We start from the raw sequence: 23,939 nt of genomic DNA on the forward strand, positions 1-23,939 counted from the left end.
GGGTAAGTTGTTTCCTATAAGGAAACAATGACTTACAATGAACAACATATTTTACTATTTGCATATAATCGATGGGAATGTTAGACGATACAGCACTATTTGTGGCTGTAGTGCAACAAGGTGGATTTAGTCACGCTGCAAGACATTTAGGGTTATCTGCTGGTTTAGTAAGTCGCCGCATTGCGCACTTGGAATCTAAGCTTGGTGTCACACTTCTCAAACGAACCACAAGACAGTTGCACTTAACATCCGAAGGAAAACTGTTTTGGCAACATTCTTACCGCATCCAACAGGAATTAGACACCGCACTTACCTTAATCCAATCATCAGCGAAAAAACCAAAGGGGTTAATAAGAGTCAGCGCTCCCTTTTATTTTGGACGGCATTATTTAACACCTCTTTTAAGCCAATTTTTAGATGATTTTCAAGATATCAAAATTGACTTAGTACTCAGTAATCAAAAGTTGGATCTCGTCAAAGAACACCTGGATTTAGTAATTCGTGGCGCAGGTTATATGGATGATGAGACCATGTTAAAAGACAGCAGTTTACAAATGAGGCTAATAACTAAAGAAAAGATTTGTTTATACGCCAGTGCTGAGTATCTTCGCAAACATGGAGAACCTAAATTAGTAGACGAGTTATTAAATCATAGAATAATCAGTTGCATGAACTCAAGTCACATCAATCACGAAAAATGGAATTATACGTATAATAACAAACAGGGAAGTATCACATTTGAACCCCAATTTCATTGCAATGATATAGACAGTGCGCTTATTGCTTGCATTAACGGGTATGGAGTAGGTAAATTCACTGATTTTAATGCCAGAATAGCACTACAGCAACAGCAACTACAGCCAATTCTTACAAAATATGACTTTGGTTTTTACCATTTGTATGCAATATATCCTCATCAGCACGCCTTACCCAAACGAACCCGACTCTTATTAGATTTTATTATGGCCCATCTCAAATCTTCCTAAAAATTAACTTCGTGCTGTTGATTTATACTTGAAAAAATCATCCATATCATAGAATATTCTAGTGGCCGACATAACAAAATGCCTCCATGCATATTGCCCCTATTTATGGCAAACAAGGACAAAGCCCATGCTTAAGAACAACTCGACCACCATACTGCTTTCTCTACTGTTAATGATCTTATCTATGCCCGTTTTAAGTAAGACAACAATGTCTCAAGGCACTGATACTGCATCGACATCATCAACAGTTATCCCTGGGGATATAGAGACAATCATCACTAAGCCTATGTATAAAAATGCAACGTGGGGGTTACGTGTTCTGAATCTTGAAACAGGAAAGGAAGTGTTAAATTTAAATTCAGACACTCATTTTTTTATAGGTTCAGTTCGTAAAATATTTAGTGTAGGTGAATTATTAAATAAGGTAGGTCCAGGCCATCACTCTCTAACTACAGTGCATAAAGAGGGGGTGATTGAGGATGGAAACCTGAAGGGTAATCTAGTGCTGGTTGCATCTGGTGATTTGACGATGGGCGGCCGTACCCTTCCCAATGGTAAAATCGCGTTTACTCCATTTGATCATAATGAAGCTGATTCTTTAGGTAATGCAATTCTTACGAAAACAAATCCTTTGGCAGGATATCAAGATTTAGCAAAACAAATCAAAAAATCGGGTATTAATTCAATAAATGGCGATGTTATTATTGATGACAGGCTTTTTAATGCGTTCTACTTTAGAAATCAATTTTATGTCTCTCCTATATTTGTTAATGATGATGTTGTTGACGTCATTATTAACCCTGGTAAAGTCAAAGAAAAATCGCTTGTGGACTGGCGTCCAAAATCAGACGCTTTTAGTGTAGTCAATGAGCTCGTTACCGTACAGCCCAATAAAAAATATACCCTGGAACTCAAACCTATCCTGCCTGAGTGTATCGGAAAACCCAATTGTTTTGGCTTAATCAAAGGAGATTTACCAAGCAACTTTTCTCCTCCGTTGACCAACAGCTACCCCCTGATTCAAACTTATAGAATCACAAAACCTGCGAATTTCGCAAGAACAGTATTCATTGAGGCGCTGCAACAAGCAGGGGTTGATGTGTCCAAGATTACCAAAGTAAAAGATAATCCCACACATCTACTCAAACCTAGCCATTTTTATAATGAGGAGAATCAGGCTGCATCGCTTCAATCACCAGCATACCAAGAGCATGCAAAATTTATTCTCAAAGTGAGTTACAATATAGGTGCCGATACGAGCCTAATGCTTTTGGGCCTCACCGATGGGGAGCGTACTATGGCCGGCAGTTTAGCTATGGAGAAAAAACAACTCCACGACAAATACGGTATTACCACTTCAGATTATCATTTTGTTGATGGCAGCGGCGGAGGTGATACCACGGCAACAAGTAGAGTCGTTACTCAATGGTTAGAAATAATGTCACAACAAAAAACGTCTTTCGATGCCTTTTTTAATGCATTACCCATCCTTGCAGTCGATGGCTCATTAGATTTTGTTAAGAATTTCAAAGCAAATCCAACACTCGCTGGGGCAGCTGGCAATGTTTATGCAAAACCAGGTTCTTATGTAGTGGGCACAGAATCTGGAATGCTCCTTAAGGGGCAAGCTTTAGCAGGGTATATCCATAGTAAAAATAATCATAATTTGGTATTTCACCTAGTTGTTAATAATATCCCGATTAACTCATTGGATAATTTGTTGGAGGTATTTCAGGATCAAGGCGAGATAGCAGCAATTTTATGGCGTGATCAATAACTTCATTACTCGCTTAGATTGAAATCGGAATAAGCATAATTTAGTGCAATTTGATCTGGAGTTATCGCTGGAAATTGTTTTAAGATACTCTCAGAACGAGACTCCTGAACCAGCTCAGAAATAAGCTTATCTATATCGATACTCAAATAGTCAGCATAGTTTGCAACTATTGGACGCCAAATAAGATTAAGGTACTCCTTTATGGAAAAAAACTCTTCTCCGTTTCGCGTGATTCTCGCCTCATTTCCTTTTTTTAATACGCTATCGCGATTAAGAATGAACCACCTATTTTCTGGAAGAAGTAATAATTCATTTTCTCTTAATTTATGTAAAATACTCATAAAAGTGAGAAGCATTGCTTGCGTAAACACATAAAGCTTTGAAAGTGCTGTAGTATCAGCAACTCTGATCTCAATACGGTAACCAGCAAAAGGGTTTGCTGGATCAAGCGGTTTCGGAAGAATATCATACCATACATTATATTGACGTCGTGTATCTGCTTTATCCGGTAAATGATTACAATAGTGCTTCAATTCACTTAAATTACGAATGTCTAAAGGTAATGGACCGGTACGACTCCCACTTAGAGAGTCATTAAGGCGAACCCTAAATGATTTATAATTGGTGTTTTTATTAGCAAAAACAGGAGAAGATTGGGTGATTACAGAACATGGCCACATATATACTTGCAGCCAATGACATAATGGAATCAAATAGTCGATGTCGTTAACACCAATCCCGAGATTTATTTGGTAACTGCAATAAAATAAGGGACCGCCTTGTTCCGCCATGAGCGGTAAAGATGCCAAACAATAGGGGCTATCCGTCATGACCAATTCATCACGACCTCTTCCCGGATGCAAACCTAACAAAAGCAACAAGTTTCCTTGCTGCGATAAAAAATGATTGGCAGCATGCAAATAGGTAGAAAGGTTCTGAAACGCCAAATCCAAATTGTGATAAGGCAAGGTAGACAGTTCAATTGTAGCAGCATCAAACTCCGTCTGAAGCGCGGGATAGCCCTGAGAAAGAAAATAGGCTGAAATTTTTTGAAACGCTCTGTTGTTAAAGTCGAGACTCGCCTTTCCTGTATCTATATCAATCACATTGGCTTCTAATTCCAAGCCAATAGATAGTTCATGAACATCCATATTGATAACTACTTTATTAAGACAAGTGCTTATTAGAATAGATTAATTAAATTTATTTATCAAATACCTATAATAGAGCACTCTGATAGACTATTATTTTTGTACCTAGCGTGTAACAAACCGTTGCCTATCCATTTTTGGCGCGAAATATGCATACACTTTAAGATTATTATGGATTCAAAAATAGGTATTAGAGAATGGAAGCACACCCAATAAATACATGCAAAACTCTCGTGCTGGATGGTTCATTAACTGCACAAAAACGAGATGCGTTGAAAGAGTATTTTCAAAAGACCTTTGAAATTTATGAAAACTTATTTGCTTGCATTGCAGATGAGGACGCCTATTACCTGCGTGCCGAGCCATTAAGGCATCCCTTGATATTCTATTACGGCCATACAGCGACTTTTTTCATCAATAAACTTATTCTTGGACAATACATTGACAAAAGAATTAATGAACGATTTGAATCAATGTTTGCTGTTGGTGTTGATGAAATGTCTTGGGATGATTTGAATACTGCTCATTATAATTGGCCAACAGTAAAAGAAGTTACTGATTATCGCAAGCGAGTAAAAATATTAATTGAACGATTGATTGATTCAATACCTGCCGGAACACCAATAAACCAGGATTCTATAGTTTGGCTCATTTTAATGGGTATTGAACACGAACGAATTCATCTTGAAACATCCTCTGTCATTTTAAGAATGGTTCCATTAGTTTATTTACATAAATCCCAAAACTGGCCATCTTGCCAAGAAGTAGGAAATGCCCCACTAAATGAATTAATCGCCGTAACGGGTGAACACCTCCTATTAGGTCGTGGGTATGACAATACCCTCTTTGGATGGGATAACGAATATGGTAGCAATGAGGTTTTAGTCAATGATTTTCATGCATCAAAGTTTTTAGTCTCTAATCAAGAGTTTTTACTCTTTATTGAGGCCGGAGGCTATGAAAACTTTGACTGGTGGACTTCTGAAGGAAAACAATGGTTAATGTATACCAAAGCAAAAATGCCTCGCTTTTGGCGCTTTGAAAATGGTCAATTTTGGCAAAGAAACTTACTTGAAGAAATACCCTTACCGCTTAACTGGCCTGTTGAAGTAAATTACCATGAGGCTAAAGCTTTTTGCAATTGGAAATCACTTCTTGAAAATAAATATATCCGCCTCCCAACAGAGGAGGAGTGGACTATTCTTCGTAATAAAATTGAAGAAAATGTCACTGATTGGCAAAAAGCCCCAGGAAATATTCATCTTGAATACTATGCTTCATCCTGCCCAATTAATAAATTTAAAAATGGATCGTTCTATGATGTTATAGGCAACGTGTGGCAATGGACTGAAACACCAATAGATGCATTTCCGGGTTTTAAAGTGCATCAGTTATATGATGATTTTTCCACCCCAACTTTTGATGGGCAGCACAATTTAATCAAGGGAGGCTCTTGGATTTCAACAGGTAATTTAGCCACAAAAAAATCTCGTTACGCGTTTAGGCGTCACTTCTTTCAACATGCAGGTTTTCGCTACGTACAAAGTGAAACGCCTTTACCACCAACAGAAAAAATAAATGGCTATGAAACTGATCCGTTAATTTCTCAATCTTTAGAATTTCATTATGGAAATGAATATTTCGGAGTACCTAATTTCCCTGTCGCATGTATTAATCGATGTAAAGAATTTTTTATGGAAGGCCCCCATTTAAAAGCATTGGATATTGGTTGTTCTGTTGGTCGTTTTAGCTTTGAATTAGCCAAGTACTTTGAACATGTGGATGCAATTGATTTTTCAACTCGCTTTATCCAACAAGGAGTGCATTTAAAAGAAGCCGGAATTATTCGATATGCACTAGCTTCTGAAGGTGATTTAGTGGATTATAAAGAATTAAAACTATCCGATTTAGGTTATCATGATTTAATTGATAAAGTTCATTTTATTCAGGGCGATGCGTGTAATCTTAAGCCAATTTTTAAAGGGTATCATTTCATATTTTGCGGTAATCTAATAGACAAACTCTATAATCCAACCCTTTTTTTAACATCAATCAGCGATCGTCTTAAACCGAAAGGATTCCTGGCTTTAACCTCTTCCTATACTTGGCGTGAAGAATACACTGATAAATCCAATTGGCTTGGGGGGATTAGAGTTAATGGAGAATTTCAAAAGACTCTCGAAGGCTTAAAGTCTTTACTAAAACCTCGATTTAATTTGCTTGCAACAGAAGACATTCCGTTCGTAATCCGTGAAACTGAGCGTACGTTTCAGCATTCCATAGCCCAATTAACTCTATGGCAATTAAAAAATAAATAATCATTAAGTGACATGGCAACCAGTCAAAACATGGAGTTCGTTAAACAATCATTTACTAATCAAACCATGCTCCATTTTGTTACGATGCACATGATTTAAAGTCTCGAAGTGATATTTTTTCCAAAATCTCTTCAATAGGCAATCCCATTACATTGTAATAGGAGCCTTTTATTTCTTTAACAAAGGTATCACCTACTTGTTGAATACCATATCCTCCAGCCTTGTCAAAAGGATCTCCTGAATCGATGTAATTTTTTATTTGCTGTTCTGTTAAAGGATGAAAAGTAATATGGGTTGTCACATAATTAACATACCATTGCTGTTCGGGTAGAAAAATTAGCGCATAACCTGTATACACTTCATGAGAATGACCACTTAACAGATGTAACATTCGCGATGCATCTTCATGATCGCGAGGTTTTTCTAAGATATGGTTCTGATAAACCACTGTAGTATCTGCGGCCAAAATAAGCGCAGCATTCTTTATTGCTCCTCGAGACAAAATCGTTTGTGCTTTTTCTCGCGCAAGGCGAGTTACATACTCTTTAGCTTCTTCGTCTTCTTGTCGAATTTCTTCAATATCAGCCGGCATAACCACTGCTGTCAATCCGTGTTCTTGCACTATTTGCAAGCGTCTTGGAGAGGCGCTAGCTAGAACAATTTTTAATTGATGATTTGAGTTCATAATTTCATTGCTTGCCCGATGTTTAAAACATCTATCATTTAAAGTGGTTTTTGTTCTATAATCAACCAAAATATACTTTATTTAAGTATTTTATATAGATTTAACCAATGAAAATTTATCTTAATCAATCAAACTGTAGCGCAACTTTAACTTCTTTACAGGTCTTTCTGAAAAAAATAAGATCGTCTCTTGAGTCATTAGGTAAAGATGATTGGGAAAAGAATATTGTTATCACTTTTGATAAAAATATTCCTACCTCTCTCCAACGAGAAATTATAAGCTGTCTTAACGAACTCTGTCTTGAGCTAGAACAGAAAAAAATGGCTATCAATCTCAGCTTTTATAAGACAAAAAATATTGCTGAAGAGATTAAAAAATATATTTTGGTTGAAAACAAAACTCTCTGCAAACACCTGGTCTCTGGTTTTGAATAGATGATTGTTTCATCGAATGAGTTGGCTGATTATGTTTTAGAAGATAGTGAATTATCGAATCTACTAAATAATATTGATAAATCATTATTTGGTCTCTCCAACGTTGAGTTTATTCCTTTAATACAAACTTTTCCTGGTTCTTGTTTTGCTTGTAGTATTTTAATGGTTCTAAAAGAACTTAAATTGATTAATGAACCCACGCGCACCCAAGAGCTCGAGATTTATAAGCACATTTGGCTAGGACCTGGCCAACAAGCAGATATTGAAAAAGTTATTCTCTATCTGAGCCAATATAAAATAAAAATGATCGGCCTGGATTTTGTAGAAAAAACGGAAGATTTATTAGATTTAAGCAACAGAATTAAAAACAGTCGCCCTAAATTATCACAGCATATTATAAATCAATATACCTTATTTCATCAGAATAAAAACAAGATAGATCAATACAGTGTACTAAAAATAGAAAATCCTTATTCCATAAACAACGCGTTTTTTAAAGAGGGCTTTACCTTTCTTATCTCTCGCTCTTCGCGGAGTCAGGGACTTCATGTTTTATTCGCAAGAGTATGGCAAGAGCAGTTTCAAGTCATTGATCCTGAACATGGTGAAGTCAAAATGTATCCTTCATTCGCAGAGTATTATGACAGTTTTGAACATTTCAATAAGGCGTTTACAGGAGTAGCATTACATTTGGTTCCAAACCCTAATGGATAAATCAATCTAATTTAGCCATTTTTTGCACAAAAATTAACTTTATTAAGCCTCCCTTAATATAAGGATGGTATAATTTTGCCCTTTTTGATAGTTTATTAACACACAAGGGGAAATAATGAAACATTATTCCAACTCGCCTAAAGATTCGTTTTTTAACTCCGATGAGAAATCTAAAAAATTACCATTAACAAGCCAAGAGGCATATGACCTATTAAGTTCTTCATATGCTCTTCATGATATTTCATCCATAGTTTATAACTTTAATCAATTGGTAGATAAAAATAACAGTGTTTTGAAATCTCACCACTATGGTCAAGGTCGTCAAAATCTTATTGATAATCAAGCTTATATCAATGATATGAATAATATTTTAGTTCGATTAAATGCTGCGGTGAAAGATGAGAAACCTTATCGATCTTTGTTTGGAGATGTCGTAAGATTAAAAGAGCATCTACAGGTTATTATAGGTTATTATCAAGACCAATTGAAGAAAGGGTTACCGGATGTCAAGGCTTATCAGGCCTCTGCGTCTTTTGCCCCGCTTATGTCGGCAATGGCTCACCATGAAAAGCCATTTATTGATGATACCGAGTCACAAGAAATAGAAAAATTTGTAATCAATCATAATGCAAGAGATATTATGAACAGGGACATGCTTAGGATAACTGACATAGTTATGAATCCTTTCTTGAAAGATCATAGCAAGGATACAGCATTTTCCTATTGTTAATTTTTTCTTGCGGTTCATATAAAACTTTTTTATATGAAAAGAGTATTGAAAAGCGGCTTTTACGCCGCTTTTTTTGAGCCAGGTAGCGAAGCTCAATCGATTATCTTCATCACAATTAATCCCTCTATATCGCTTAAATGACACCAATACCATCCTTTATCCCAATTCACCCTCTTTAAATATTAAGTACAATGTAATATATTGCAAATCAAAGTGTACATTTAACCAACTCTTTGAGAGCGTAAACATTGCGATGTTCCGTTGAGATAGTGCCACCTGATCTACAACCTCAGCCTAATCTTGCTGACCAAATTTTCATTTCTTCTTTAGACAGCAACAATTTTAATGAACAAGAATTTTTCTCTCAAGTGACGCTTACCTCACTCTCTTTTATTGTGAAAATCGCTAAATTTTCTGTTCGTTTTGTCACTGTTTGTGAGAAAAGTGAGTATGATACCCTGTGGAAACAACTTTACTCCGCGTTAGGACTAATAATTACTAAAGATAAACCTTGTGCTAAAGCTTTTTTTGCTCATGATGAAGAGAGAGTCAACCATTTCATGCTGTTGCGTGGGGCCTATTATTTTCATCTTTCGCAACAAGCATTCGATGCAAAAGAAAAAGCGTTTTCTACCCTGGAGCTTTACTGGTTAAATCAAGCAATGAAGTTTGAATCAATTCATGCAAACCAGCGTTACATTCAATTTTTATATCAAAAATTAGATACAATCGGTTCTCACACTGAACATGGAAAAATTTTAATCGAAGCAATTAATCTTTGTAAAACAAACTTAAACCAATATGGTAGTTATGCTTACATGATGCTCGCTGAAGCTTTTTTTCGCTATGCAGTATGGGAACAAAAATCTGGCAACTTTAGTCGCGCAAAATCAGCAATTAGCGCATCCGTTAATGCCTGTATCAAAGCCAAAAACTATTTAAACCAAAGTATATTCTCTATTCATAATGCAAGCTTAGGTGAAGGCTTAAAAAGAAGCAATTCTCTTGGATTAGAATGCCCAGAAGAAGTGCTTTTATTTCTAAATAACTGGGCAATAAACAATTTACAAGAACAAGAATTATCGGCAGTAACAGAGTATTGAGCGCCGAATAGCCCAACAAATTTTAATTGTTTTGCGACACCGAATACTGCCTCGCAAGGCCGCGCCTCCTCTGCATTCTTCGGCTAATTAGCTTCTATCCTCACATTATGATTACTCTTTTCGCTAAAGTTACGGTTGAAAAGAAACAATATAACCGTTACCATAAAAAATAATTTCTATACAAATAATTTGAATGGAAATTATTTAGAGTGTTATTTGAAGTATCTAACTAGTCAATATAGCTGTTGCAATATCCTCAAAAATAGTATTGAAAAAACGTTCAATACACCAATTACTAACACTCTCCGAGATGATTAACAAAGGAGGATTATCAAATGGATAATCAACGTAATAACCTTTTAAATTTAACTAAAAATACGTCCCAAGTGACATGCCTCTCTGAGAGAGGAGAAATTTATTTTAAAAGTAATGGGGTTTTAACGCTAGGCGTAGAAATTGAGCTCCAGCTCATTAATGCTAAAGACTACAACCTATGCTCAAGAGCCACCGAGGTGCTAAATGCGACAGCACATCTTGAAAAATTAAGCCTGAATTTTATTTGAGTACTATAGAAGTAAATACCGATAAGTGTATTGCTGTTCAGGAAGTGGAAGAGGATCTTCATAAAACACTTGCTTCACTTCAACTTGCAACAAAGGAATTAGGAGTCCTATTTGCAACAACAGGCTCTCACCCATTTTCTAAATACTCTGATTGGATTGTTTCCCCAACAGCCCGTTATCAAGAGCTTATTGATCGCAATCAATGGCTTACACGACGCATGAGTGTCTATGGATTACATATTCATCTCGGGATGTCTAGCGGCGAAGATTGTATTCGGTTTAACAATTTTTTTATGTATTTTTTGCCTCATTTATTAGCCCTTTCTTCAAGTTCTCCCTTTTGGCAAGGAATAGATACAGGACTTGCCTCATATAGACCAACCACTTATGAGGCACTCCCAACAGCAGGACAGCCCTATCAAGTAAAAACCTGGCAAGACTTTGAAAATCTGTATAAAACATTAAAGTTATGCGGCTCAATTAACTCCCTTAAAGATTTATGGTGGGATTTAAGACCAAGCCCTGGTTTTGGGACACTAGAAATTCGTGTTTGTGATGGTGCAGCAACCTTATCAGAAACTCTCGCCCTAGTTGCCTTGGTTCATGCTCTTGCCCATTGGTTTGCTGATAATGGAAGCTGGCTTGAATCAGTAGCTTATCCCCCTTATTGGCTTTCTCGTGAAAACAAATGGAGAGCGATTCGTTATGGCTTAGATGCTGAGCTATTAATGAATACGGAAGGCAAAACGAAATTAATGCGCGAGGATATCAATGAATGGATTGAAAAACTAAGCCCATACATTAAAAGATTAGGCTATCAAACTTATTTTTCTAACCTTGAGCTTATCATGGACTCTGGTACCAGTTCCGATCGCCAACGCAAGGTATTTTCTCATAATCATTGTATTAAAGATATTGTGAAACACAACATCAGTGAATTCTTACTGCAAAAACCTCTATACAAACACGAATCAATGAGTACCTGTCCTTAGAGACTCTCACTAAAAACTAGTCGGGGAATACATCGATGAAGCAAATAACCTATACCTCAAACAAGTTGGGGAATATACTCATTAAAAGCAAGTTAAATCAATATACAATTTACTCAAACAGATTGGAGGCCCGTTCTCTTAACCAAGATGAAGAAGGTTTTTTAATCGATAAATATACCCAACTTTTAGAGAACCCTGAAAATATAAACCTGTTTGGTGAAGGAAAAATTTGGCAGTCCGCTACCATAAAAGAATTTATACAAGAAAAAACTGAATGTTGGAATTCGGGTAATAAATTTTCTGTATTTTCCATTTACCATTCGAATACTCAAGAATTTATCGGTTACCTCCATATAAAACATTCTTTAACCGATTTCGCCAATATAGGCATAGGCCATCAAAATGTCGCGGAAATTGCTTATATCCTTGATGAGGCATTTTGGGGAAAAGGTTATGGAACTGAAATTGCAATTTTAGGAAAAAAGTTTATTAAACATATTATCTCTGAGAGCGCTAGTGATACTTTAGAAAAAGACATTAAAGAAATTGCGGCTACAGTTCATCCCTCAAATGAAGGCTCAAAAAGAATTTTACAAAAAACACTAAAACAGATGGAACCCGAAGAATTTACCAAGTTTGGTGGTCAACCGCGCCTGTTATTTTTTAAACCATTAAAATCAAATGTTACCTTAATCGATAAATCTAACCCATTAACTGCAAAATTATAAAAAGGGAGGGTCTATGTGTGGTATTGCTGGGGAGTTTCAATTCAATAAAAAAAACATTCCTCTTTTTAATCTAGAAAAGGCTTTGTTGAAACAGCTTAACCGAGGACCTGATGATGGCCAAATATATCTTACTAAAAATATGGCACTGGGACACAGGCGATTGAAAATATTTGATCTCTCTAATCGCGGCATGCAGCCCATGGTCAATTCGGAATTAGGGTTGGCGCTTGTATTTAATGGATCTATTTATAATTTTGTAGCATTACGCGACGTTTTAAAATCGAAAGGATACTCATTTGATTCAAATAGTGATACGGAAGTACTTCTGAAGGCCTATCATGCATGGGGAAAAGAATGTGTTCATCGCTTGAGTGGTATGTTTGCTTTTGCAATCTGGGAACAAGATACAGGGAATTTAATACTTGCACGAGATCGTCTAGGTATTAAACCCCTTTATTACAGCGCAGATGTAAATCATGGTTTCAAATTCGCCTCTACCTTACCTGCTTTAATGGAATTTGGTAATATCGATACCTCGATCGATAAAATTGCGCTTCATTATTACCTCATGTTTCACGCTGTTCCTGAACCATTGACCATTTTATCCGGTGTAAAAAAGCTTCCTCCAGGATCTATAATGACTGTCTCTCCTGAGGGTCAAATCACAGAAAAACGTTACTGGGAATTAACCTTTGATAATACAAAAGCCGATCATTATCATGATGAAAACTATTGGGTAAAAGAAACTTATGAAGCGTTAAAATCAGCAACTCAGCGCCAATTAGCTGCAGATGTCCCCGTGGGAATTTTACTTTCAGGAGGATTGGACTCTTCATTACTGGTTGCTATGGCTTCCAAACTGGGACATCAAAAAATTCAAACATTTTCTATTGGATTTGATAGCTCGAAAGAGGAACAAGGAGATGAATTTTTATATTCGAAACTCGTTGCTTCAAAGTTCAATACCCAACATCAGCAACTGTTTATTTCAAATAAACAATTAGCTTGCTCTTTGGGAAATTGTATTTCTGCAATGTCAGAGCCCATGCTAAGCCATGACAATATTGGTTTTTATCTTCTTTCTCAGGAAGTTGCCAAACATGTTAAAGTGGTTCTGTCAGGCCAAGGTGCAGACGAGATTTTTGCGGGATATCATTGGTTTCAAAATATACACTTAAATCCAACATTACCCTCACAATCAGCACAAATTATTTTTAACAAAGTAGCTGATCGCTCTTTTAAAGAATATCAGCAACTCATAACCCTTGATTTTCAAACAACATTTCATGCCTCTGATTTTTTAATCAAACTTTGTGAAAATAATAACTCTAAAAACCCAGTTGATAATCTCCTTAAATATGAAAGTACCTTTGCATTAGCCAATGGACCGTTAAGCCGGGTTGATAATATGACCATGGCAGCAAGCCTTGAAGCAAGAGTTCCTTTTTTGGATGAAAAAATGCTTGGACTCGCGACTTCTTTACCCATTCAATTTAAATTGCCTCAGGGAGGTAAATACATTTTGAAAAAACTGGGAAAGAAAATCCTACCGAAACAAATTGTAGATCGCCCTAAAGGATATTTTCCCGTTCCAGCATTAAAATATTTAGAGGGGAGTACCTTGGAACTGATGCGTGACGTACTTTCTCCTGACAAGATAAAGCAAAGAGGAATTTTTAATTCCCAAGCAATTCAAAACCTATTTACTCATTCCACAAAAAATTTTACTCCTTCGGGAATCTCTAAATTGTGGCAAGTGGGTCTGCTTGAATATTGGTTGCAACAACATAAATTATAAACCTAGCATATTATTTTTCAGTTTGCTGGTTCATAGAACCTGCAAATGGAGAAGGCCACTAGCAAATTCTGTGGCCAATATTCCACACGAGTCAAACTCAGATCGTCACAAAGAGTTCTTTATATTGTTCTTCATTAAAGCCTACAGCCACTGTTTTACCATGTTCCATTAACACCGGTCGTTTGATGAGCGAGGAATTTGTGATAATAAAGTCTATTTTTTCTGGAAGACTTAATGCTTCATAATGATCTTTATATTTTCGGTACGTCATTCCGTTTTTGTTGATAGGAAGCTCACCAAAATAATCACTCCATGCTTTGATTTGTTCCTTCGTAGGGGGAATTTTTTTGAAATCGACAAACTCATAGTCAATTTTATTTTTCTCCAGGAAGAGACGGGCTTTTTTTACGGTATCACAGTTGGGGATTGCAAACATTGAAATCATTTTTATCCAAAGAATTGAGCAGCTAGTCATAACTACATCTTATAATGTTGTGCCCCTTTCTTCTAGGAAAATAGTACGTGTTACCAAAATTTCGATAGTACTTCGTGTTTCCTGAGCACCATTGTCATAGACTTGAGGACTTTGTCATTTTCGTGCAAACGGAAATCCATTTTGATACAAGCATTACGCTGCCACCAACCATGGGTCCCCGCTCTCGCGAGGACGACACAAGCCTCTTAAGTCACGTAGTGTACCTTGTTATGGGACAACTTTAATTACATGCAGTGAGGATTTTATTTCCTCTATTGTAAGTACATAATCCAAAAAAGTTATTCGCGTCTCCATTAAGCGGTTGTTTGTCGTATAAAGCGAAATAATAGGAATCAAATGTATCCATCGTCGTACCGCCAGCACCAGTAGCTCTATTTTGCCACCAGGTATAATAGCCTTGTTCATTGGATAACGAAGCATTAGGATTTTGTCCTGCATTATACTGACTCGGCCATCCTTCTTCAGTGACGACCACGGTTTGGGCATAGGCAGCTTTAACAGCATTATATCTGTTATAAAATTGTGATTCTGATGGCTCTGGAAAGGCGGGTTGTTCTGGTGACCAATAAGGATAAATGTTGGCGCCTACAAAATCTAATTTTGGAATGATTCCATAGGGGTCATATGTAGAAGCAGGAGACTGAGCGAGCTTTAAAAGAGCTCCATCTTGCTGCGCAGTGGAAAGCAGAGCCGAGGAGCCTAAGCTTGCTCTAATCGTAGAAAGATCGCTAGAAATATGCTGTTGTACCAGGTCATTCGGGGTAGTGAAATTCCAGTTGTAAATATCTTCATTACCTACAACAATCCCAATAATGCAATTACTACCGTATTTATTGAAACTGTCAATGGCAGCTTGAACTTGTTGTGCTCTAGCAGTATCACACCAAGTGGAGCAGTTATCCTGTGCGGGATCAAATTCATAAACGCCTAACAGTAATTTTATACCCATAGGACAAGCTATATCAGCCATAGTGGCAGTATTTTGTCCATTTACGGTCGAAACGATGGAATAAAATGTTTTAACAACAGTAAATCCATTATTCTTGGCCGTTTGAAAATCTCTCGTCATTTCACTTTTCATAGTCTGAATATTATTTTGTATCTGCGCATCTGTGTAGACTTTGCTGTGTGCGGGATCGTAATTGATGCCACGAGTGATAGCCCATGAAGAAAATGTACTTAAAAAGAGCATACAACCCACTACTTTTTTCATATGGAACTCCATTTATAGAAAGTTTAGTCTTAAGTAACTGCTAAAATCACACCCTAACTCTCGCAGCGTATTCGCCTCGAGTTAGAATCAGCACTTGATCCTACAACATGGAGACATCAAGCGAAGGGGAACAGTTACCCTGTTACATTTATTTTTATTTGCCTTTGTGAGCGAAAGAGAATAGCCGTGAACGGCACAAAGTAGCCCCGGGGATCACCCGGGGAACGAATGCTCAGTTTATTAAAATGCAGGCTCCATTTAATTAAATGCCACCCACCATAAGTTAACCCAAGGAACCACCCCAAACACCGGAGTAGGAACACAACTGGTGAATTTGCCTTCAGCACTTAAAGTGCATTGATAGATATCACCAAATAAAGAAGTTGCAGTACCATAATCTGCCACATAAGCATATTGGGTGCCGCCAAAGGTTTCAAAAGCGACGGTTCTCGGGCTCCAATCAAGTACTCCAGCACCTGGTGTTTCTGAACATTGATTAAATGTTCCATCAGAATTTAAACTGCACCGAAATACATCACCGTTATCATCAGAAACATACGCATATGCATTCGCACCAAATGTCGCAAAAGTTACTGATTTAGGTAACCAATTAGGGGAGCCAGAAGCTGGCGTAATAATAGTACACGTGTTAAAGGTACCATTGGTTAAGCCACCGAAATTTAAACTGCATTGATATAGATTGCCATTATCACTCGCTACATAAGCATATTGAGTCCCACCTATGGTCGCAAAAGTTGTAGATACAGGTATCCAGCCAAGTGTGGAAGCAGTTGGCGTTGGAATGCAGGTATTAAACGTCCCATCGTTATTTAAAGTACATTGATATACATTTGCAACATCGTCGGATACGTATGCGTACTGGATACCATTAATTGTTGCAAAGGTTATTCCTGCTGCATAGGAATAAAAAGTCCCTGTTGGCGTTAACGCATTACACATATCAAATGAACCTTCTGAATTTAAAGTGCATTGATAGACGACGCCATTTGGCCAGGAAGCAACATAAGCATATTGAATACCATTCACAGTTGCAAAAGCTATAGACTCAGGGATCCAACTCGGTACTCCTGGAGAATGCGCCGACTCACATCTGCTCAAGGTCCCATCGGAGTTTACCTGACATTTATATACAATCTGATTGAAACCTGATGCCACGTATGCATATTTTTGTTTCGTGACAGTAATCGTCTGAAGCTCACAACTAGAGCCTTTGCCAACGCCGCTTAAACACAATTGGGCACTTACTGTCCCGGGTGGGCCTGAAAGAGTAAGCTTCGCTGGCACTATGTCACTAACAGAAAAAAGATAATAACCATTATTAGTTGGATTAATATGAGCCACAGTATATCCCGGGGTCAGTATTTTAATTCCAGCTTTAGGGTAAGTCCAATTCGGTGTCACAGTAGTGACGGTTAATGTATCGACGTAAGTGGAAACTTTAAAAAAATTTCCAGGACGGATAATTGAGCTCTTGTTTTCAGCCCAACTCGATGGTCCGTAGAATAAGAAAAAAGCTATACCTATCAACAATATCCTTTTTATCATGTTAAATTCCTTAATTTGAAGCAAGCTACATTAAGCGATTGATAGTACAATGCAATCAAACAAGAGCTCAAGTTTTTTGTTAGGATTGCAGAGCGTATTGCATCACAATTACTCGGTGAAAGTACCCGAGATAAAAAATCATAAAATTTAATTTCTTTTTCATAATACATCGTCAAAGAAAACAAGTATAAATTAACATGTTCATTGCAGTTAGTGGAACACCAACTTTTATAAATTCAAAAAATCCAAATCCTTTCATCCCTCGTTTTTCCATATTTTGTATAATAATGACATTACTTGCCGCCCCTAGTATCGATAAATTGCCTGCAATGGTACTTCCTGCTGCTAGCGCAAGATACTGAGAATCAGCCGCATGATGATTCATTAATAAGGGCAAATACAAGGCGACTAAAGGAACATTGGAAATAAATTGACTAAGAATTACACTAATAAATACAATTACCGGGACTTGTGTCACCGTTATGTGAAATTGATTTATCGTAGTTTGAAAAAAACCGCTATCCCACACGCTTTGTATTAGTATAAATGTACTTGCAAAAAAGAGTAACGTTCCCCAATCCAGCTGTTTTAATAAAAACCAACGTTGTTTGCAGAATAAAATCGGTAACGCAGCAATGACAGCAATATAACTAAAATTGATACGTAAAGAGGTGTGCATCATATCAGTAATTATTTTAGCGAATACTAAAAACAACATAAGTACCAAACTTATTTTCACAAGTATTATCATCGGATAATGATTAATTGGGCCTGGAACTGGCTTTTCTATCGGTTTGTTTAGCGTGTGCTTATAAATAAAATAAATAAAGAAATAAGTCACAATAAGATTGATTACAGTCGGAATAATCAGCGGCTTAATAAAATCCAGAAATGGAGAGGACAACCCGCCCTTTACAGCAATAAGTAAGTTTTGTGGATTGCCTATCGGACTTATGACACTACCAATTGTAATCGCAAATGCTAAAGCAAAGAGTAGCGGTTTTGTTACATGCTTTTGTGATTTGCATAATTGCAAAATAATAGGCGTACCCACAATAGCAATAGTGTCATTCATCAATAAAGCAGCGCTGAACCCAAGAACAAAAACAATAATTAATAAAGCATGTTTTCCTGTTATCGCATGAAAAAAAATACGATCCGTTATACGTTCCAGATAACCACTTTCTTCTGCTGCTTGGCAAATCAAAAACATTCCAAACAAATAAAACATCACATCAGGTTCAATAGCAGAAAGTGCATGCAGTGGAGATATTTGTTGAAATAAAATGGATGCTACAGCACCTATCGTCATGAGCCCCCAGATAGGGACGGTCATTTTAACAAGATGTCGCAAAGCAATAGCAACTAAAACCATTAAGAGAATAAGAACAGCTAGTGGCATCCATCCATCCTAAAATTTTTACTTAATTATCGCCAACCTCATGTTGAAAATCATCAAAATCAATTTAAATTGCATGGCATTGTTTTTATCCAGAGCAATTAGATCGGAATCAAAACAAAAATAGATTAAAATAGCAGGTTTAGGACTTTTTTATTTATTCAAGCTGCAAATATCCAAACCATCGCCATCTAACTCACAATTCATGGATTGTTGAATTGCTTCAGTACGTACTATTTTAATTCTTCTGGTGATCTCATGCCCTATATATTTCGAAGCGAGCTCTTTAGTGTTAATTGATGTAACTGCATGAAAAGCATGACGTATTTTTTCAATATAGCTCGATTCTTGGGTATAAAGTTCAAAGACATGCAAGCAATCGTTGAAACGTTCCTTGTTTTGAAAGGCCCCCATATTTGTCAATAAATTCAATAACTCTGGTGCCTCTAACTCAGATAACCGTTGGAACTGTGACAGATTTTTAATTGTTAATAAAGCCAAGTCACGATATTGGTTGGATACATTAAATTGTTTACAAAATTTAGTTATTTCTTCTTGAGTCAGCTCAAGCATCAATGCAGCAAAACGTACCGGTGCTGAGTTCTTATAATCAGCGGCTCGTTGCATGGCCTTGATACCAGGGCCCGGTATTTTTACATAAGGAAATAAAATACGATCCGCGTTGCATTTTTTTAACACATTGAAAAATTTTTCTGGATGAGGCCCCATAAATGCCCGTTCCATTTCGTTCCAAATTCTCTCGTTGCTGAGTTCGCTGATTTTGTTTTCACGAACCATTTGCTCCATAAGCTCCATTGTTTCTGAAGCTACGTCAAAACCTAGACAAGCAGCAAAGCGCGCCGTACGTATTAATCGTAGAGGATCTTCAACAAATGCAGGCGATATATGTCGGAGTATACGGTGTTCTAAATCAAACTTCCCATTGTAAGGATCAATTAACTCACCCATTTTCTCCTGCTCAAGTGGGAACGCCATCGCATTAATTGTCAAGTCTCGCCGTTTTAAATCATCTACTAAAGTAATCGAAGAAGAAGTATCAAATTCAAAACCACCGTGCCCGTAGCTTTTTCGTTTCTCAAGACGGGCAAGTGCACTTGACATATAGTGACCCCAAGAAGGTCAATTAAAAAAATTCCCTTCAAATTTCGGATAATTTGACCCTATTTGCATGAATATCTAAAACACAGATAATTCATTTTGACTTGTATAAAAGGCATGGGCGACCAACTTGATTACTTGGGTAAAGTAAAAATAAACCAAGCACCCACCTCACTATCTTTTACATACAGTGTTCCTCCACATGCTTCAACAAAATTTCGACACATAGTAAGCCCTAAACCAGTGCCCTGAGGTTTAGTAGTGAAATATGAATGTAAAATTCTGTCTCTAAACTCTGGAGTAATGCCTGGACCATTATCTCGGATATGAATTTCAATATACCCGGTTATATTTTTTTGTGTGCATCGTTAACTTAGGAGCGAGATTGGTTTCCTCTCGCATTGCTTCGATGCTATTTCTTGCTAAATTTAAAATAACTTGCCCATGAATTACGTAACCCGCTCGTCCCTCTTTTCAATGCCTTAGAGATTATGCGGCTTGCAAAAAATAATGCTCACATTGTTGAAAAAACACAGGACATTATGGAGCGGCAAGTTGTGCAAATGGCTCGTCTCATTGGAGATCTCTTGGATCTTAGCCAATCAGTCATGGTAAAATTCAGTTTATTGTCCGGATACCAATCGTTTCAGTTCTGGTTAATACAAAAAATGCACTAATAAATCAATAAACTATACAAATTGTCGTCGTATCCTTGTTGTAGATGACAATATTGATATAACAACCAGCCTGACTTTATTGTTAGAACTCATGGGCCATACAATAAAGATTGCATATAACGGTTTAGATGCAATAGACACCGCGAGCACATTTCATCCGGATTTAATTCTAATGGATATCGGCATGCCGCAACTTAACGGTTATGATGTGGCAAAGGAAATCCGAAAACAACCTTGGGGGAAACATATTATTTTAGCCGCACTTACGGGTTGGGGTTTGGAAAAAGATAAGCACCGCGCCAAAGAAGCTGGTTTTGATTTTCATATCACAAAACCGATTAAACTCGACATGTTAGAGAGGTTACTTACTGATATTGAGTTTAATACAGTATAGACGCTCCCAAGAAAGAGTGCTTCCTTGCCCATACGCTAACTTTATGGGCAATACAGGCAAGAACACAAGCGTTTTAAACCTGTTTCATGCTTTTTTCTATGCTGCTACTAACTTCTTCCATTGCATTAGCGATAGGGCCTTTTGCAGCTCTATGTGCAAATATCCCTGCTTTACTTGAAACCCCAATACCAATACCCGCCGTAGCAGCTAAACCAACAGCAACTCCCGCTGTCATAGCAATACCGGCAGCAGTCATAATCCCACCCACAGCAGCGGTTGGGAGAGTAAGCGGCGAGGAGACCCCAAATGTAAGCACTGTGATCGCAATAGCAGCAGCAGCTAACAAAGCGCCTGCAATACAAAGCAAAATGCCCCCTACTATGGGTCCCCAGCGTCGGTTCTTTCCTATTGCATCTTTAATATTACTATTATGCTGATTAAAGGCATCTTTGCTATCAGGATTGTTAATTAAAGTAGTTGTATCTTTTAAATATTGCGTAATTCTTGGCAAATCACCCGTACTTATATCACCATTCTCTTTGAGCTTTTGAACGGTACTTAAAAGGTTTTTAACCGCTTGATTCACTTCTGGATTTTTGGGGTTGGTTTTGTCTAGTTCAATATATGACTTGAAGTACTCGATTCGAGTCTCTAAGAGTTGACCATATTTGATTAAAAAAATATCTTCATTAAGTATTTTATATAATAATTGAAGTTGCTCATTGGATAATTTATCAAAATTCTCATCTTCTAATGCAAGCTCTACAGCTCTTAAATAAGCCTCAAGTGCTTTTAGAGGATTAATTGCTAGAAACATTTGAGCCCTTTCTAGATCATCTGTTATTGAATTAGTCTCATTATATATATTCTTTAAACTATCTATACTGAGTATCAGTTGTTCTTGATCTAAAATTATAGGCTTCTGCACCGATTCACTAAGTCCATCAATCGTCACATAGTTCGTTATAAACGTAAACTCTGCTGCTTCTTTATTAAACCACGATAATTTGTCATTTTCATTCAAACTATCTAACATTTGTTGGCTGTAACCAATAACGATTGCTTGAATGAATAATTTTGCAATTAATTGGGGAGCATTATTTGCTCTCTCCACCATTTTTTTGTAATTATCTTTATTTTGGTGATTAATGGCGTCAATCAACTTTTGACTTAAAGCAGTTTTATCTTCGTTTAAAATTTCAGGTAGAATCTCCTTTAGCAAAGATTGCATGTAGGTACCTATGCTATTGGGCTCTTGAACATATTTTTTAAAATCTTCATAAGTTGGCAAAGGGATTTTAAATTCATCCAGTATGCGAGAAAATTCCCCGGCTGTTTTGCTTTTACTTTGTTCTATGACGTTATAAGGTTGATTTTGCTTTGCAGTTGGGCTTTTGTCTAACGGAGATCGCAAATGAGTTTCTATCTGGGCAAGAAAAAATTGTTTAAAATTTTCTTTATATTTTTGAAAACTCATGATAATTCTCCTATTTAATCTCAAAGACATTTTTTATTTCAAAATGATTTAAAAAAATCATGTCTTATCAATGATAATACAACCACCTTAAGCAAGTATTAATAAGATGAGTTTCTTATTTATGTGTAACAGATATTTCACAATCTGCTAAGTTAATGACGCATTACTGCAAATGCACGTCTTTATTGAACTTTAATATCGCTCGTCGATAAAGCATAATGTTCTATAATAAAGGAAATAAAGCGCACTATTTCTAAGGTTTAACTCTTATGTTTTTAAATATTACAGCAGCACAATTTCCAGATGTGACGCTCAGTGATATTGAGTACAGCCAAAATATCTATCAAAGTCTTGATTTTAATTTTGGTAAAGATGCAGATATTGCGATCAATAAAGCTACTTTGGCTAAATTTGTTAATAAATTTAAAAAAATTCATAGTACTCATCATAAGCCTATTAAAGGTATTATTACATTAGGAACAATGAGACATGTTTCCCCAAATACCATAAAACTACTTCTTACATCAGAAGATTTCCTTAATATGCTTGATCATAAAAGTTTCTTGAAGTTAACAGTAACTTCTGACGAGGTTGCAGACTTCGTACTCAATAATCCCAAATTAAAAACAAAGCTTGACGATATTGAGCCGTTGATAGATAAGCAAAAATTTAAAAACTCTTGTACTGCAAGAGCAATTATAAGGATACTTCTGGAAAGAGGGTATATTGATGAAAACAATTATACTCCGAGTAAAGAATTAGAAATATATAAAGAAATTTGGCTCGAACCAGGAAAAGTCGCATCACCCGAAAAGATCGTAGCCTACTTCCAAAAACATCACCTCAATGTAGTTGGTATTGAGATAAAAGAGCTATCTAAATCGGTACGTAATAAGTATTCAAAAGATACGATGATCACCTCTCTCTACTCACTATTCAAAAAAAATGTGCCCCTCAGAAAAAAATTAACGCTGACAGATTTAAGCGAAGCTGATTTTCCTGAAGGCATAACACTGCTTATTGTAATCAATACAGGAGTACTTCATACGTTGTTAGGAAAGAAAGAGCATGGACAGTTTGTCGTTACTGATCCTCAGTTTGGTGATAAAAAAATATATAATGGATTTATGGATTTTCTTGAGAATGAGAGAAAGAATATGGGGATTTTTTTCGAAATTTTACCAAATACCGAAGAAATTTTTAGGCCATAAGTTGAGTAAAATTTAATTAAAAATTGGAATATTTTAAGCCAAAATTATTCCCACAATCGATTAAATCAGGCACATAAGACCAGACAAGTTTGCCGCACATATGCTAAACGATTCCAGGTAGCAATTGGCTCCTCAGTGTTTTAATTTTGTGACAATTTCCCAGAGATAAAGCGCAATATCCAGAAAGCACCCTCCCCTATAAATACTAAGATAACTCTTGTCAGAGGGAAAGTTCTTCGTTTATATTGATAGGATGAGCGACGCATCACTAGCTTGCTCTTTAAAATCAAGAACATACTTTTGATTTGAAACAGCCGTATTTATCTCAAATTATCAATCCATTAAGTAAAAATAAAGGATTATCCACTTATGATTAGCAATCATAGCATTTCCAACAGAATCAATAGT

The 23,939-nt window shown here is 36.6% G+C and carries 23 protein-coding genes; 14 read left to right on the forward strand and 9 right to left on the reverse strand.

The window, feature by feature from the left end; all coding sequences use genetic code 11:
* The first annotated feature begins 71 nt into the window (after nucleotides 1-71).
* Both EL220_RS16360 and EL220_RS16365 read left to right on the forward strand, forming a co-directional pair.
* Nucleotides 72-986, forward strand: coding sequence for a LysR family transcriptional regulator (locus EL220_RS16360; protein WP_027272602.1), 915 nt, complete (start codon nucleotides 72-74; stop codon nucleotides 984-986).
* A 127-nt stretch (nucleotides 987-1,113) separates the two neighbouring features.
* Complete coding sequence (locus tag EL220_RS16365) at nucleotides 1,114-2,763, forward strand: D-alanyl-D-alanine carboxypeptidase/D-alanyl-D-alanine-endopeptidase (protein WP_027272601.1); 1,650 nt, start codon at nucleotides 1,114-1,116, stop codon at nucleotides 2,761-2,763.
* A gap of 5 nt (nucleotides 2,764-2,768) precedes the next feature.
* Here the strand turns inward: EL220_RS16365 and EL220_RS16370 are convergent, their stop codons facing one another.
* Entirely contained in the window at nucleotides 2,769-3,914 is a 1,146-nt protein-coding gene (locus tag EL220_RS16370; RefSeq protein WP_035906737.1) for a glutamate-cysteine ligase family protein, read from the reverse strand.
* A 197-nt stretch (nucleotides 3,915-4,111) separates the two neighbouring features.
* On the opposite strand from EL220_RS16370, the gene ovoA reads away from it, so the two are divergent.
* A complete protein-coding gene (gene ovoA, locus EL220_RS16375; RefSeq protein ID WP_027272599.1) occupies nucleotides 4,112-6,232 on the forward strand; it encodes a 5-histidylcysteine sulfoxide synthase in 2,121 nt (706 codons plus the stop codon).
* A 79-nt stretch (nucleotides 6,233-6,311) separates the two neighbouring features.
* On the opposite strand, the gene EL220_RS16380 is transcribed toward ovoA, so the two are convergent.
* Nucleotides 6,312-6,917 (reverse strand): Maf family protein, encoded by a 606-nt coding sequence (locus EL220_RS16380; protein WP_027272598.1) that lies wholly within the window; start codon nucleotides 6,915-6,917, stop codon nucleotides 6,312-6,314.
* Nucleotides 6,918-7,024: 107 nt separating this feature from the next.
* Here EL220_RS16380 and EL220_RS19315 point away from each other — a divergent pair, with 107 nt between their 5' ends.
* The 8 genes from EL220_RS19315 (at nucleotide 7,025) to EL220_RS16410 (ending at nucleotide 13,979) form a co-directional block, all read left to right on the forward strand.
* Nucleotides 7,025-7,351 (forward strand): hypothetical protein, encoded by a 327-nt coding sequence (locus tag EL220_RS19315; protein ID WP_232002512.1) that lies wholly within the window; start codon nucleotides 7,025-7,027, stop codon nucleotides 7,349-7,351.
* Nucleotides 7,352-8,065 carry a hypothetical protein gene (locus EL220_RS16385; protein WP_232002513.1) on the forward strand — a complete coding sequence of 238 codons (714 nt, stop codon included), beginning with the start codon at nucleotides 7,352-7,354 and terminating at the stop codon, nucleotides 8,063-8,065.
* Nucleotides 8,066-8,180: 115 nt separating this feature from the next.
* Entirely contained in the window at nucleotides 8,181-8,795 is a 615-nt protein-coding gene (locus EL220_RS16390) for a hypothetical protein (protein ID WP_027272597.1), read from the forward strand.
* Between the two features lie 269 nt (nucleotides 8,796-9,064).
* On the forward strand, nucleotides 9,065-9,898 hold the full coding sequence (locus EL220_RS16395) for a DUF5630 domain-containing protein (RefSeq protein WP_269147473.1): 834 nt from the start codon (nucleotides 9,065-9,067) through the stop codon (nucleotides 9,896-9,898).
* A 335-nt stretch (nucleotides 9,899-10,233) separates the two neighbouring features.
* Nucleotides 10,234-10,461 (forward strand): hypothetical protein, encoded by a 228-nt coding sequence (locus tag EL220_RS19320; RefSeq protein ID WP_232002514.1) that lies wholly within the window; start codon nucleotides 10,234-10,236, stop codon nucleotides 10,459-10,461.
* Nucleotides 10,458-11,453: a carboxylate-amine ligase gene (locus EL220_RS16400; RefSeq protein WP_232002515.1), complete on the forward strand. Its 996-nt coding sequence runs from the start codon at nucleotides 10,458-10,460 to the stop codon at nucleotides 11,451-11,453. The genes EL220_RS19320 and EL220_RS16400 overlap by 4 nt, the downstream gene beginning before the upstream one ends.
* Before the next feature lie 35 nt (nucleotides 11,454-11,488).
* A complete protein-coding gene (locus EL220_RS16405; protein WP_027272594.1) occupies nucleotides 11,489-12,181 on the forward strand; it encodes a GNAT family N-acetyltransferase in 693 nt (230 codons plus the stop codon).
* 13 nt (nucleotides 12,182-12,194) lie between these two features.
* Entirely contained in the window at nucleotides 12,195-13,979 is a 1,785-nt protein-coding gene (locus tag EL220_RS16410) for an N-acetylglutaminylglutamine amidotransferase (RefSeq protein WP_027272593.1), read from the forward strand.
* A 97-nt stretch (nucleotides 13,980-14,076) separates the two neighbouring features.
* Here EL220_RS16410 and EL220_RS16415 read toward each other — a convergent pair whose 3' ends face one another.
* The 6 genes from EL220_RS16415 to EL220_RS19325 form a co-directional block, all read right to left on the reverse strand.
* Complete coding sequence (locus tag EL220_RS16415) at nucleotides 14,077-14,424, reverse strand: arsenate reductase family protein (protein ID WP_027272592.1); 348 nt, start codon at nucleotides 14,422-14,424, stop codon at nucleotides 14,077-14,079.
* 271 nt (nucleotides 14,425-14,695) lie between these two features.
* Nucleotides 14,696-15,688, reverse strand: coding sequence for a glycoside hydrolase family 17 protein (locus EL220_RS16420; RefSeq protein WP_027272591.1), 993 nt, complete (start codon nucleotides 15,686-15,688; stop codon nucleotides 14,696-14,698).
* Nucleotides 15,689-15,946: 258 nt separating this feature from the next.
* Nucleotides 15,947-17,254, reverse strand: coding sequence for a hypothetical protein (locus tag EL220_RS16425; RefSeq protein WP_027272590.1), 1,308 nt, complete (start codon nucleotides 17,252-17,254; stop codon nucleotides 15,947-15,949).
* A 172-nt stretch (nucleotides 17,255-17,426) separates the two neighbouring features.
* On the reverse strand, nucleotides 17,427-18,656 hold the full coding sequence (locus EL220_RS16430) for an anion transporter (protein WP_027272589.1): 1,230 nt from the start codon (nucleotides 18,654-18,656) through the stop codon (nucleotides 17,427-17,429).
* A 150-nt stretch (nucleotides 18,657-18,806) separates the two neighbouring features.
* Nucleotides 18,807-19,775 (reverse strand): CCA tRNA nucleotidyltransferase, encoded by a 969-nt coding sequence (locus EL220_RS16435; RefSeq protein ID WP_081779111.1) that lies wholly within the window; start codon nucleotides 19,773-19,775, stop codon nucleotides 18,807-18,809.
* Between the two features lie 131 nt (nucleotides 19,776-19,906).
* Entirely contained in the window at nucleotides 19,907-20,122 is a 216-nt protein-coding gene (locus EL220_RS19325; protein ID WP_330987948.1) for a HAMP domain-containing sensor histidine kinase, read from the reverse strand.
* 141 nt (nucleotides 20,123-20,263) lie between these two features.
* Here EL220_RS19325 and EL220_RS19825 point away from each other — a divergent pair, with 141 nt between their 5' ends.
* Both EL220_RS19825 and EL220_RS16450 read left to right on the forward strand, forming a co-directional pair.
* A complete protein-coding gene (locus EL220_RS19825) occupies nucleotides 20,264-20,449 on the forward strand; it encodes a hypothetical protein (protein ID WP_027272588.1) in 186 nt (61 codons plus the stop codon).
* Nucleotides 20,450-20,540: 91 nt separating this feature from the next.
* Nucleotides 20,541-20,843, forward strand: coding sequence for a response regulator (locus EL220_RS16450; RefSeq protein ID WP_051544805.1), 303 nt, complete (start codon nucleotides 20,541-20,543; stop codon nucleotides 20,841-20,843).
* Between the two features lie 73 nt (nucleotides 20,844-20,916).
* Here EL220_RS16450 and EL220_RS16455 read toward each other — a convergent pair whose 3' ends face one another.
* A complete protein-coding gene (locus EL220_RS16455) occupies nucleotides 20,917-22,320 on the reverse strand; it encodes an ATP synthase subunit c family protein (protein ID WP_027272587.1) in 1,404 nt (467 codons plus the stop codon).
* Nucleotides 22,321-22,589: 269 nt separating this feature from the next.
* Here EL220_RS16455 and EL220_RS16460 point away from each other — a divergent pair, with 269 nt between their 5' ends.
* Nucleotides 22,590-23,531 carry a hypothetical protein gene (locus EL220_RS16460; RefSeq protein WP_027272586.1) on the forward strand — a complete coding sequence of 314 codons (942 nt, stop codon included), beginning with the start codon at nucleotides 22,590-22,592 and terminating at the stop codon, nucleotides 23,529-23,531.
* Nucleotides 23,532-23,939: the final 408 nt, after the last annotated feature.

This window comes from Legionella sainthelensi, assembly GCF_900637685.1.
Lineage (GTDB): Bacteria > Pseudomonadota > Gammaproteobacteria > Legionellales > Legionellaceae > Legionella > Legionella sainthelensi.